The sequence below is a fragment of the Clostridium sp. genome, assembly GCF_017888565.1.
Classification (GTDB): Bacteria; Bacillota; Clostridia; order Clostridiales; family Clostridiaceae; genus Clostridium.
In genome coordinates, this window is sequence record NZ_JAGHFX010000017.1 from 1 (window position 1) to 13648 (window position 13648).

General features: G+C 27.9%; 11 protein-coding genes. 10 read left to right on the top strand and 1 reads right to left on the bottom strand.

Annotated features, from left to right (window positions below; all coding sequences use genetic code 11):
- Positions 1-81: IS3 family transposase (locus J7M87_RS20405; RefSeq protein ID WP_365843969.1), on the top strand; the 81-nt coding region annotated here is incomplete at its 5' end.
- A gap of 207 nt (positions 82-288) precedes the next feature.
- Here the strand turns inward: J7M87_RS20405 and J7M87_RS02950 are convergent.
- Positions 289-1314: a site-2 protease family protein gene (locus J7M87_RS02950; protein WP_365844320.1), complete on the bottom strand. Its 1026-nt coding sequence runs from the start codon at positions 1312-1314 to the stop codon at positions 289-291.
- A 519-nt stretch (positions 1315-1833) separates the two neighbouring features.
- On the opposite strand from J7M87_RS02950, the gene J7M87_RS02955 reads away from it, so the two are divergent.
- The 9 genes from J7M87_RS02955 to xdhA all read left to right on the top strand — a co-directional run bounded on the left by J7M87_RS02955 (position 1834) and on the right by xdhA (position 13643).
- Positions 1834-2172, top strand: coding sequence for an arsenate reductase family protein (locus J7M87_RS02955; protein ID WP_291648512.1), 339 nt, complete (start codon positions 1834-1836; stop codon positions 2170-2172).
- Positions 2173-2199: 27 nt separating this feature from the next.
- The gene (locus J7M87_RS02960; protein ID WP_291648514.1) at positions 2200-2613 is read left to right on the top strand and encodes a hypothetical protein; all 414 of its coding nucleotides are present in this window, start codon (positions 2200-2202) and stop codon (positions 2611-2613) included.
- Positions 2614-2894: 281 nt separating this feature from the next.
- A complete protein-coding gene (locus J7M87_RS02965; RefSeq protein WP_291648516.1) occupies positions 2895-4901 on the top strand; it encodes an amylo-alpha-1,6-glucosidase in 2007 nt (668 codons plus the stop codon).
- Between the two features lie 312 nt (positions 4902-5213).
- The gene (locus tag J7M87_RS02970) at positions 5214-5438 is read left to right on the top strand and encodes a hypothetical protein (protein ID WP_291648518.1); all 225 of its coding nucleotides are present in this window, start codon (positions 5214-5216) and stop codon (positions 5436-5438) included.
- Between the two features lie 28 nt (positions 5439-5466).
- Complete coding sequence (locus J7M87_RS02975; RefSeq protein WP_291648520.1) at positions 5467-5811, top strand: hypothetical protein; 345 nt, start codon at positions 5467-5469, stop codon at positions 5809-5811.
- Positions 5812-6236: 425 nt separating this feature from the next.
- Positions 6237-7592 carry a nucleobase:cation symporter-2 family protein gene (locus J7M87_RS02980; RefSeq protein ID WP_291648522.1) on the top strand — a complete coding sequence of 452 codons (1356 nt, stop codon included), beginning with the start codon at positions 6237-6239 and terminating at the stop codon, positions 7590-7592.
- Between the two features lie 311 nt (positions 7593-7903).
- On the top strand, positions 7904-9259 hold the full coding sequence (locus J7M87_RS02985; protein WP_291648525.1) for a nucleobase:cation symporter-2 family protein: 1356 nt from the start codon (positions 7904-7906) through the stop codon (positions 9257-9259).
- A gap of 181 nt (positions 9260-9440) precedes the next feature.
- Complete coding sequence (locus J7M87_RS02990; protein ID WP_291648527.1) at positions 9441-11201, top strand: sigma 54-interacting transcriptional regulator; 1761 nt, start codon at positions 9441-9443, stop codon at positions 11199-11201.
- Between the two features lie 150 nt (positions 11202-11351).
- Positions 11352-13643: a xanthine dehydrogenase molybdenum-binding subunit XdhA gene (xdhA, locus tag J7M87_RS02995; RefSeq protein WP_291648529.1), complete on the top strand. Its 2292-nt coding sequence runs from the start codon at positions 11352-11354 to the stop codon at positions 13641-13643.
- The last annotated feature ends 5 nt before the right edge of the window (positions 13644-13648 follow it).

Below are 13648 nucleotides of genomic sequence, written 5' to 3' on the forward strand. Positions count from 1 at the left end.
TATAATAATATTAGATTTCAAAAAAGGTTAAAAAATATGGCTCCAATTAAATATCGAAGCCATTTTTGTAATTCACAATGATATATCCCTTTTAACAATGTCTACTTTTTAGGGGTCAGACCAAAATGCGAGCCCCTTTTAAACCATTGATTTTACTTACTTAAATACGTTTTTAAACTTAAATAGAAATTTTTATATATTATTTATACATACTCAAAATGGAAGCTCAAATTAGAACTTTAATTTTTATCGACTGTATCAAAATTTACTTTGATACAGTCCATTTAACTACATCATTGTATTTTTATATAAATTAATAATATTTATAAGAAGTTTATTATAACCTTCACAGTGAGATATATAATTTGGCATGTTATATTCATTAATTAAATATTCAATGTCATTATTGTTAGAATTGAAATATAAATCAAATAACTTTCTAAAATAAGTTGAATTACAACCAGTATAAACTTTATTTATAGCATTATCATTTGGATAAAAAGTTTTCTCTTTAAGCTTTTTATATATAAAATAATAGATAATAGCAATAGAAGTTTTTTCTACCTGCCTATAGTCATATTTCTTTATATCATCGAAATCATTAATTAAACTTTCAAAAAAATTGAAGGTTGACGGATGTATAATTAACAGATCTTTATTTAAAAAACTTAAAAGAGAGTTAGTGAAAAAAGAAATATTATTTAAAAAGTTCCAAAGGTCATTTACGTCAAACTTTTCTAAAGTTATCCCTTCTGCAATTTCCATATGTGTATCAGTAAGAATCCTTTTGCTTTCATATGGAATTTCTCCATTTCCACAAATAGTAAAGCTTCTAACTAAGTCAAAAGCAATTCTAGGATCTTCTTTTGCTCCTATTGCATATTTACCATCACTGTTAAAGAAATTAAGAGTAGTAATAGATAAATGAATAAGTGAAATTAAAGCTAAATACGAGTATTTAACATTGCTGACTCCAATACAAAAGAATAAAATAAATATTATAAAATCAAATACAGGTCCAATCCAAAGAAATATTTTAAGCTTTTTTAAAAGTATGTTGTATTCTATTTTAGAAGATACTTTTATTGAGTTAAAATGCAATCTACTTGTCATATCACCTTGTATCAAAGGCTTAAATTTGAGTTTGAATTTAGTACCATCTTTATAAAGAGTAAAAGGAATTACATGATAAAAAGAACATTTAAATCCTAAAAATAAAGATATAACATAATGAGAAAGTTCATGCAAAAATATAATTACATATTCTATAATAAAAACTTTTAAAATTAAAATAAGATATTGCAAAATCATCATCCTTAAAAATTCATCTTAATTATTAATATAGAATAATATAGTAAAAAAGTTCATATTTTATCAAAATAAATCAGAATAAAAAAAGCCTAAGAAAATATGTAATAGTTTTTTTATACTATAGAAAATCTATTTTCAGCCTATACTTAATTATCATAAAGCATTAATTAATTCTTTTAATAATGTTTTATAAGGGGGGATGATAGATATTCGGTATTAAACTATATTTAAATCTTTGTTAGTTGTTATTAATAAATAATTGTTCTAACTACACAATACAAAGATTTAATTATATCTAGATTATTTGTTTTTAATATTAATTAGCTTGTACCAATGAGAAAGAAATATTCTATAAATAATATTATTAAAGTAATTTTATTATCCCTATTGACTATAAGCAAAGTATTTCTTTATATATGATAATTAGAACTATTTTTAAATATATAATGGGTAAATAATCTGTTTTTTATATATAATATAAATTTATGTTATAATAAAAAGACATTAGGAGGTGGCAATTACGTGAATATACAAATATTTGGAAGAAAAAAGTGCTTTGATACAAAAAAAGCAGAAAGATATTTTAAAGAAAGAAAAATAAATTTTCAATTTATAGATATAGATATTAAAGGTCTTAGTAAAGGCGAACTTAATTCCGTTAAAAGGAACATTTCAATAAATGAATTAATAAATCAATCAAGTAAAGAATATAAAAATTTAAATCTAGATAAAATTAGAAGTAATGAAATGAAAGAAGAAATTTTATTGAAAAATCCTAAGTTATTTAAATCTCCTATAGTTAGAAATGGAAATGTAGCAACTCTTGGGTATAAGAAGGAAATTTGGGATTCATGGGAATAAATTAAATATAAACTAAAGGTGAAGCAAATGATTAGAATAAAAATACAAAAGGGTAAAAATGAAGAACCTATTTTTAAAATTAATTTAAAAGATGATGATATAGTAAAATTTCCTTTTTTAAAAAGAGCAATATTAGAGGGAAAAAAGATAAAAGGAAGATATAATTATGAAATTCCATTAAGATATTTTGTTCCAATAGTAAAAAATATAAAAAAGGATAATTTAGATATTGATAAACTTAGTAAGTTAGAGTTTCTTGAGTTTTTTGATGATTTTGAAGAAAAATATTATGCTAGTTTAACGGCAACCCCTAAGTTTATGAAATTATGGAGATTAGAAAAATGTCCTAATATATTTAAAATTAAAATAGATCCAGAAAATCTTACGTTAACAAAGGAAGTAGCATTTAAGAAAATAAGTATAAAATTTGGAGAATTATAAAAAAGAATCAAGGCAAAAGCCTTGATTCTTTTTTTATAATTAATGAAGGAGATGAATTTATATGGATTAGCCATAAAGCTAATAGATATTATAATCATATGAATATAAAGATATAAATGTTACACATGAAATAATAAATTAATAATTATCAACAGTATAATGTTGTAAAATATATAAATTAATGAACTCTTTTTTGTACTTATATACAATTAAAGAAATATATGATTAATTATATAATTAATAAGAAAAGCAAAATCTAAAGAAGGTTTGGAGGGATATAGGTGGAAAAAATATATAGTTATGGAAGAAGTTCTTTTAAAACAATAGAAGAAGGAAATGAGTTATCATGGATGATTGGAAATGGAATAGGCGGATATTCTAATTGTACAGTTTCCGGTGGAAGTGCTATGATGCATCATGGATATCTAATAGCAGCGTTAAACCCACCAGTTAATAGATATTTAATACTTACAAGGACTCAAGAAGAAGTAAGTATAAATGGAAGAATCTATGATTTAACATCTCAACAATATATTAATACATCAAAGAATGGGCAAGAGTTCTTAGAGAGATTTAATTTTGATACGATTCCAGAGTATATTTATAGAGTAGAAGATGTGATAATTAAAAAAAGTATTTCAATGGAGTATGGATACAATACAACTGCCGTTTGTTATGAAATAGAAAATGGAATTGAAGACTTGAATTTCAAAATAGTACCATTAATTAATTATAGATTATCAGGAGATTCTATTGAGAAGTCAAACTTAAAATTTATTAAAGAGGTTGAAGGGAATAGGCTTATTTTAATACCAGAGCAAAATAAGAATTTAAAAATTACCTTTTATACATCAGAAGGTGAATACTATGACAGAAGCTTAATACCTACTACAATGGCGACACCTAACTATATATTTGAAGAAAATCAATATTATATGATAGATAATAGAACAGGATTTTTAGGTGTAGATAATCATTATACTCCATACGAAATTAATATAAAAATAAAAGCTAAGGAAACAAAAAGATTTTATGTAATATGTACTTTAGAAGAAGAAATAAATAAAACGGGATTTGAAATAGAAGAAGAATATAAAAAGAGAGCAGAAGATTTGGTAAGAAAAGCAGGTTATAAAGATAATTTTGCAAGTAACCTTGTTAAAGCTTCTGATCATTTTATAGTTAATAGAAATAGTACAGGGCTTAAAACTATATTAGCAGGATATCCGTGGTTTACTGATTGGGGAAGAGATACAATGATTGCATTTGAAGGATTAGTTTTATGTACTAAGAGATTTGAAGAGGCAAGAGAAATTTTAGAGTCATTTTCTAAATATGTGAAAAATGGACTAGTACCTAATCTATTTCCAGATACCAATACTGAACCTTTATATAATACAGTAGATGCATCACTTTGGTATTTTCAAGCCGTTTATAAATATTTAAAATACACAGGTAATGATGAAGATTACAAGTTTATAGAGAAAAAAATATATGATAAATTAGTAGATATTTTCAAAGCATATTCTACCAAAACAGATTTTTCAATAGGAATGGATGAAGATGGATTAATTTTTGCAGGTTCTGGTGTAGATCAAGTAACTTGGATGGATGTAAGAATTGGAGAGGTTGTTGTAACTCCAAGACATGGTAAGCCTGTAGAGATAAATGCTTTATGGTACAATGCTTTATGTATAATGGAGGAGCTTCGAATTAAATTTAATAAAGAAGATTTAAACTATAGAGAACTGTCTTTGAAAGTGAAGGATTCATTTAATAAAAAGTTTTGGAATGAAGATAAAAAATGCCTTTTTGATGTAATAGATGAAAAGGATGATAAGATTCGTCCAAATCAATTATGGGCAGTTTCATTACCATTTTCAATATTAGATAGAGAAAAAGAAAAAAATATTGTTGAAGTTGCATATAAGCATTTATATTCAACTTATGGGCTAAGATCTCTTTCATTTATGGATGAAGAGTTCAAGAGCAAATATATAGGTAAGTTATTTAAAAGAGACTTAGCTTATCATATGGGAACAACTTGGGGATTTTTAATTGGACCATTTATTACATCTTATTGCAAAGTAAATTATTATGATGAAAAATCTATAAAAAAAGCAAAAGAAATGATATCTGTATTTGAAGATCATATGAAAGATGGATGTATAAATGGAATAGCAGAAATTTTTGATGGAGAATTTTCATCTACAAGTAGAGGATGTTATTCACAAGCTTGGAGTGTTGGAGAAGTACTAAGAATATATTGTGATATTACTAAGGAATAATATTTAAAATTAATTTGAATAAGATTATTTTATATGTTTCTTCCTTAAGCTTTTAAGTAGACATAGATAAGTTTGAGTTGCCTTTTTTTGAAAGGAATGAGGAATTAAACTTATCTAAGTCTACTTTTTTACTTTAAAATTTGTAGACTTAATTAGAATAATTATATCTTACAGATATCAATATTATTTTTAATAATATTGAATATCCTAATAAGCTCTTTGAAAATAATACAAAAAAATTCACGAAATTACATAAATATGTTACAATAAAATTATGTTTTTATTAAGTCTTTATGAAAGGTGAAAATAATAGTGAAAAAAATAATTAAACTATCTAATATACTATTTACTATAGCTGTAGTTGTAAGCTTATATAGTTTTTATAAAATATACGAAGTAAGAAAGGACTTGCCCGTAGGAGCATGTCCTATTGAAGATAATAGACCTATTTTGTATTTAGGAATTTTCTTTATGATATCTTCTATAATAGTATCTTATATAGAAGATAAAAAGCTTAAAAAGCAAATTAATAATTGAATATTAATTATATGGTGAGGGAAAAGAAGTGAGACAGCGAATTAAAGGGAAGTTCAAAAAGAAAAAATTAAATACTATTAATACTACATATAAGAGAATTTTACATCTGTATAATATTATAAAATTAAATTATGTTGTAGAGTTGAAGTTAGGGGAAAATTATTTATATGAAAAAGGGGACAATCTTGCTAAAATATTAGAAGATTATTTTATTAATGAAGGGTACGATATAATAGTTGAGTGTTATACTGAAGATAAGAATGCATATTTAATAATTGATTGTGAAGACGAATCAGAAAATATGTGGAATATGGTAAGTTTAATATATAGATTATTAATAAAGTTTAATATAGAACATGAGGTAATTTGGTAATATCATTATGATAAAAATTATTAAATTGATATACTCGAATTGATAATTTTATATTAGTAAATACATCATTTATAAGCAATTATGATATCATTTTAATATTTATGTGCATACTAATAGCTTAAATATTGTTTTATAAAGGGAAAATAAGGGGAAAAAGTAAATATAGTAATTTAAGAGCCTATTAAAGTTTGGCACACTTATTGCTTTGTAAAGTAAGTGAAACTTTAAAGGCTCTTTTAAGTTACAAATAATTAAACATATAGCTATGTGAAAACAATATGAAAATTTAAACGATTACTTATGTTGTGTAAAAGAATAGAACTATTATCAAAATGAGAAGGATTTTTCAATATGATAATAGCTATATATTCTCGAGTGATGTATTTAGTTTAAATTTAAAATTTACATGAGGGGGAATATATCATATGTTAGAGATGGGTAAAAGAAATAAGAAGAGTACTTCAATCTTTGATGTAGAAGGGGTACCATCATTAAAGAAAGCCATGCCATTATCTTTACAACACTTACTTGCCATGATAGTAGGAAATGTAACGCCAGCTATTATAGTTGCAGGTATTACAGGTATGGATTTGAGTGATAAGACTTTATTAGTTCAATGTTCATTGTTCATGGCTGGTATTGCAACATTAATGCAATTATATCCTATTTGGAAGTTAGGTTCTGGATTACCAGTTGTTATGGGGATAAGCTTTGCATATGTACCAACTTTAACGGCTATAGGTTCAGCTTATGGAATAGAGGCGATATTTGGAGCACAATTAATAGGCGGTATAGCAGCTATATTAGTAGGGGCATTCATAAAACCTTTAAGAAAGCTATTTCCACCGTTAGTTGCAGGAACTGTTGTATTTACAATAGGGTTATCATTATATCCTACAGCAATAAAATATATGGCTGGAGGAGCAGCAGCGAAAGATTTTGGATCTCCTATTAATTGGATTATAGCTCTTGTTACTTTAGTTGTAGTTTTATTTTGTAATCATTTTACAAAGGGGTATGCCAAATTAGCATCTATTTTAATTGGAATAATTGTTGGGTATGTTTTTTCTATAATAGTTGGAAGAGTAGATTTTGCAGCAATTATAGATGCAGGATGGATTCAAGTTCCAACACCGATGCATTTTGGAATAAAGTTTATACCTTCTGCTATCATATCTATGGTAATAATTTATATAGTTAATTCAGTACAAGCTGTTGGAGATTATTCAGCTACAACAGAAGGTGGATTAGGTAGAGAGCCGAAGGATATAGAATTATCAGGAGGAATAATGGCAAATGGAGTATCTAGTATAATTGGAGCATTCTTTGGAGGGTTACCAACAGCTACTTATAGTCAAAATGTTGGGATTGTTGCAATGACTAAAGTTGTAAGTAAGTATATAATTATGCTAGCTGCTTTATTTATGTTAGTTGCTGGGTTTATACCTAAGTTTGGAGCTCTAATTACAACAATACCGCAAAGCGTTTTAGGCGGAGCAACTATTATTGTATTTGCAATGATAACTATGACAGGAATAAAAGTAATTATAAAAGATGAACTTTCAAGTAGAAATGTAAGTGTAGTTGGACTTTCAGTTGCTCTTGGAATGGGGATAACACAAGTGCCTGGAGCTTTAGATGCTTTCCCGAGTTGGGTGAATATGGTATTTGGTAGTTCGCCAGTAGTAATAACAACAATTACTGTAATATTACTTAATTTAATATTACCAAAGCAAACAATTGAAGATGAAGATAATGAAAGAAGCAAGATAGAGGGATAAAATTAGAGGCTGTATATAAAACTTAAACATATATATAGTCTTTAATTCTTAATAATTATTATAATTTAAATGAGTTTGTGAGTTTATTTTATTATTAACATAAGGAAATTAAGATTTCTATTGTGGTAGCAAATGTTTAAATATATATATAATAATCAATATTTCAAGTAATAGAAATTATTACTAAAGATATATAAGAATAGGGTTATTATCAAAATGAGAAGAAATTTTTGAGTTGATAATTATCATATATTCTCGAGTGATGTATTAATTTTAAATTATTAAATTTACATGAGGGGGAATATATTATTATGTTACAATTAGGAAAAAATAAGACTGGAAGTACTTCAATTTTTGATTTAGATGGAGTACCTTCATTAAAAAAAACAATGCCATTATCACTGCAACACTTACTTGCCATGATAGTTGGAAATGTAACTCCTGCACTTATAGTTGCTGGAGCTACGGGACTTGGAGTAAGTGATACAACTCTTTTGGTACAAGCTTCATTTTTTTTAGCAGGAATTGCAACATTAATACAATTATATCCTATATGGAAAATAGGATCAGGATTGCCAATGGTAATTGGTGTTAGTTTTACTTATGTACCAACTTTAACTGCAATAGGGATGGCTTATGGTATAGAAGCTATTTTTGGTGCTCAATTAGTTGGTGGATTTGTAGCTATATTATTTGGAGCTTTCCTAAAGCCAATGAGAAAACTATTTCCGCCATTAGTTGCAGGAACTGTGGTGTTTTCAATAGGGTTATCTTTATATCCAACAGCTATAAGATATATGGCTGGAGGCTCTGGTGTAAGCGATTTCGGTTATCCGATTAATTGGGGGATAGCTATACTTACATTAATTGTAGTGCTATTTTGCAATCACTTTACAAAGGGATATGCTAAATTAGCTTCCATTTTAATTGGGATAGTTGTAGGATATGCATTTTCAGTAGTACTAGGAAGAGTTGATTTTACACCGATAATGGAAGCTTCTTGGATACAAATGCCAACACCTATGCATTTTGGAATTAAATTTGTACCTTCTGCAATAATATCTATTAGCGTAATATATATAGTTAATTCTGTTGAGGCTGTAGGAGATCTTTCGGCGATAACAGAAGGAGGGCTAGGTCGAGATGCAAAAGATACAGAGATTTCTGGAGGTATAATAGCAAGTGGGATATCAAGTGTATTAGGTGTTTTCTTCGGAGGACTTCCAACAGCAACTTATAGTCAAAATGTTGGTATAGTTGCTATGACAAAAGTTATTAGTAAATTTGTAGTAGCTATAGCAGCTGTATTTATGTTAATTGCAGGATTTATACCTAAGTTTGGAGCGTTAATAACAACAATACCTCAAAGCGTTTTAGGTGGAGCAACTGTTATTGTATTTGCAATGATTACTATGACTGGTATTAAGATAATAATTAAAGATGAACTATCAAGTAGAAATGTGAGTATTGTTGGTCTTTCAGTTGCTCTTGGAATGGGAGTAACACAGGTTCCAGGAGTTTTAGATGCATTTCCAAGTGGAGTGGGAATGGTTTTTGGAAGCTCACCAGTTGTAATAACCACTATAGTAGTAATACTATTAAATTCGATTTTGCCAAAGCAAAGTATAGAAGATGAAGAAAAAGAAAGAAACAAAATAGAAGGATAATTTGATTAATAAGGCTTATGCATAAAAAAAGTAGAATTATTATGCATAGCCTTTAATATATTTTAAGGCAATAGCATAGTAAAATATTATAATTATATATTAGTAAAATAATGGCATAAGAATTGCTATAAATATATGAGTAAACTATGGTTATATAAAAAGCTAAAAGAGGTGTTAGGGTATGTCGTCTATATTGAAAGAAATCCAAGGTGCTGTAATGAAATATGTAAATATAGTAGAAAAAATACTAATGGTTGATGTAGAGGTCGTAGATGAAAATTTAATAAGAATTGCAGCAACAGGAGCTTATAGAAATAGAATAGATAAAGATATATCAAAGCAAGGATATGCGTATAGAGAAGTATTAAAAACTGGAGAATTTAAAGCTATAACTGAACCAGGAAAAGATATTATTTGTAGCAGTTGTATAAAAAGAGGAAAATGTGAAGAACTATTTGAAATGAGTACACCAATAAAGTTTCAAGGGAGAATTATTGGTGTTATAGGCTTAGTTTGTTTTAGTAAAGAGCAAAAAGATCAAATACTTGCTAGATTTGAAAATTATAAAGCATTTATGGAGCAAATAGCTGAATTTATAAGCACAGCAGCATATGAAGATCTTCAAAGGAAAAGGGAAGATGTAGTAGTAAAATCATTAAATTTAATTATAGATAAAATGGATCAAGGAGTAATGGTATTAAACAAAAATGATAAAGTAACACATATAAATTCTAAAGGTGTAGAACTAATTAAACATGTTGATAACTTTTTTATATCAAAGGTGTCTATTGAACCTACAGGGGATAGCTTATTTCAGATGGAAATATATAAAGTAGTTATTGGTAATCAATCATTTCAGTTTATAGGTAATATTTTTCCTATGGAACTAAATGATAATCAGTTTGATAAAATTTTCGTATTTAGGGACTATAAAGGATTTAGAGATAATATATCAGAATATACTAATATAAAAAATGTAATAAAGACAGAAAATATTTTAGGACAAACTAATATAATGCAGGATTTGAAAAGAAAAGTAAAAAAGATAGCTTTATCAACTTCAACTGTATTAGTAACAGGAGAAAGTGGGACTGGTAAAGAAGTATTTGCAAGAGCTATACATAATGAAGGAAATAGAAAGTTGAAGGCATTTGTTGCTATAAATTGTGGAGCAATTCCAGATACTCTATTAGAAAGTGAATTATTTGGATACGTTAAAGGTGCATTTACTGGAGCAGACCCTATGGGGAAAATAGGAAAATTTGAACTTGCAAATAAGGGCACTATTTTTTTAGATGAAATTGGTGATATGCCAATTTATCTTCAAACAAAGCTACTAAGAGTACTTCAAGAAAGAAAAATAACGAGAGTTGGTTCAAATAAAGAAATTGATATAGATGTAAGGGTCATTGCAGCAACAAATAAAAATTTAAAGGAATTAATAAAGGAAAATAAATTCAGAGAAGATTTATATTATAGATTAAATGTAATACCTTTTGAAATTCCTCCATTAAGGGAAAGAATAGATGATATTGAGGTATTAATAAAATTTTTTATTAATAAATATACAAATTTATTAGATAAGAGCTTTGATAATATAGTAATGACAGAAGAGGTAAAGAAGGCTTTTTATAGATATTCTTGGCCAGGAAATGTTAGAGAGCTAGAAAATACAATAGAATTTATAGTTAATATGATAGGTATAGATGGAATAATAGATAAAGAAGTGATACCTAAGAATATTTTATTATGTGAGAAAATTGAGAGAACATTAGATAGAAGCGAGATTGTTCCTCTAAAAGAATTAGAAGAAATGGAAATAAAAAAAGCATTAGATATTTATGGAACAACAACAGAGGATAAAAAAATGATAGCTAAAAAATTGGGTATTGGGATAGCGACATTATATAGAAAAATTGACGAATATAGATTATTAAAATAGTAAGTAAGAGTAAAAAAATAAAATAAGAATTTTTTTGCTCTTATAATATAAACATAAAAAGTAATTATTGACAGCATATTACAAAAGGAATAAAATTTAAACAATCTACTTCTGTAAACAGTTACAAAAAAGTATTTTTGGAGGTGTAAAATGACTTATAAAGTAATAGGAAGCAATGTAGATAGAATAGATGCAGTTGCTAAGGTTACGGGAAAGGCAAAGTATGTTGATGATTTTTTTGAAAGGGATATGCTTATTGGAAAGGTTCTGAGAAGTCCCTATGCTCATGCGAAAATAAAAGATATAGATGTGAGCGAAGCTAAAAAAATAGAGGGTGTAGAAGGAATAATAACCTATAAAGATTTGCCAAATATGAAATTCTCTACAGCAGGACATCCTTGGTCCTTAGAAGCTAGCCATAGAGATATTGAAGATAGGCTTATACTAACCGATAAGGCAAGATTTGTTGGGGATGCTGTGGCAGCAGTTGTAGCAAAGGATGAAGTCATTGCAGAAAGAGCATTAAAACTTATCAAGGTTGAATATGAAGTTTTGCCGCACATTATAAATCCTGAAGATGCAATAAAAGAAGGTGCACCAGTTATACATGAAGAAAGACCTAATAATATTCTAAGTCAAATGGGATCAGAATCAGGAGATGTAGATGAAGATTTTAAAAATGCCGATAATTTTTTTGAAGGTATTTATGAAACTAGTATAGTACAACATTGTCAAATGGAAAATCATAGCGCATATGCATATGTTGATGGCGAAGGAAGAATTGTAGTTGTTTCATCTACACAAATACCTCATATAGTAAGAAGAGTAGTGGGACAAGCATTTGGAATCCCTTGGGGAAAAATAAGAGTAATAAAGCCTTATATTGGAGGCGGTTTTGGGAATAAACAAGACGTAGTATTGGAACCGCTAACAGTAGCAATGAGCTTAGCTGTAAATGGTAGACCTGTTAGATATAGTTTAAGTAGAGAGGAAAGCTTTATAGATAGTAGAACTAGACATGCTATGAAATTTAAATTTAAAACTGCAGTATCAAAAGATGGTAAGCTACTTGGAACATCTATAGAGAATTTAGTTAATAATGGAGCCTATGCTTCACATGGGCATTCAGTAACTATGAGTTCTGGTGGAAAATTTAGACCGTTGTACAATTTTAATTCAATTAAATATAATCCAAAGACAGTTTACACAAATTTACCAGTAGCAGGTGCAATGAGAGGATATGGAGCACCGCAGATGTTTTTTGCTCTTGAAAGTCATGTTGAAGATATAGCAAGAAAATTAAATATTGATCCAATAGAATTTAGATTAAATAATTTAATTAGTGAAGGATATGTAGAGCCAGTTAGCAAAAATATTGCTAGAGCTTTTGCACTTCCTGAATGTATTCAAAAAGGAAAAGAGTTAATAAATTGGGACAGAAAGAAAGATTTATATAAGAATCAAAGAGGAGATAAAAGAAGAGGTCTAGGAATGGCCTGCTTTAGCTATTTTAGTGGTACACATCCAGTTTCATTAGAAGCTGCAGGGGCAAGAATAGTTATGAACCAAGATGGGTCAGTTCAACTACAAATTGGGGCTACTGAAATAGGACAAGGTAGTGATACTGTATTTGGACAAATGGTAGCAGAAGTATTGGGGTTACCTCTAGATATGGTACATGTTATAAGTAATCAAGATACCGATATAACACCTTTCGATACAGGATCTTATGCATCAAGACAAACATTTGTATCAGGTGCAGCTGTTAAAAAAGCTGCTTTAGAGGTTAGAGACAAGGTTTTAAAATTTGCAAGTGATAAATGTGGATTAGATAAAGAAGCATTAAATATGGAAAATTGTAATATTATAGAGAAAGAATTGGGAAGAGTTATTTGTTCATTAGAAGAAATAGCTATGGAATCATTCTATGACAGAATAAAATCTGCACCTATAACAAGTGATACATCTGTAAATGTTAGAAGTAATTCAATAGCATATGGTACAACCTTTACAGAAGTGGAAGTAGATATGAGAACTGGACAAATAGAAGTATTAGAAATTTATAATGTGCATGATTCAGGCATAATAATGAATCATAAATTAGCAGAAGGACAAGTACACGGTGGAGTTAGTATGTCTTTAGGATATGCACTTTCAGAACAAATGTTATTTGATGAAAAAACAGGAAAAACATTAAATAATAATTTATTGGATTATAAATTACAGACAATAATGGATACACCTAATATAGGATCTGCATTTGTAGAGAAATTTGAGCCAGCAGCTGGCTTTGGTCAGAAATCTCTCGGCGAAAATACAACAATATCACCAGCACCAGCAATACGTAATGCTGTATTAGATGCAACTGGAGTTGCCTTTAATAAAATTCCAATGAATCCTCAGTCAGTTTTTGAGAAATTTAAAGAACTTGGACTAATATAAGGAGG

Excerpts from the sequence above, each read along its gene's own strand:
- J7M87_RS02950 (WP_365844320.1), bottom strand. The coding sequence starts at position 1,314 with ATGATGATTTTGCAATATCTTATTTTAATTTTAAAAGTTTTTATTATA.
- J7M87_RS02960 (WP_291648514.1), top strand. The coding sequence starts at position 2,200 with ATGATTAGAATAAAAATACAAAAGGGTAAAAATGAAGAACCTATTTTT.
- J7M87_RS02980 (WP_291648522.1), top strand. The coding sequence starts at position 6,237 with ATGTTAGAGATGGGTAAAAGAAATAAGAAGAGTACTTCAATCTTTGAT.
- J7M87_RS02985 (WP_291648525.1), top strand. The coding sequence starts at position 7,904 with ATGTTACAATTAGGAAAAAATAAGACTGGAAGTACTTCAATTTTTGAT.
- J7M87_RS02990 (WP_291648527.1), top strand. The coding sequence starts at position 9,441 with ATGTCGTCTATATTGAAAGAAATCCAAGGTGCTGTAATGAAATATGTA.
- xdhA (WP_291648529.1), top strand. The coding sequence starts at position 11,352 with ATGACTTATAAAGTAATAGGAAGCAATGTAGATAGAATAGATGCAGTT.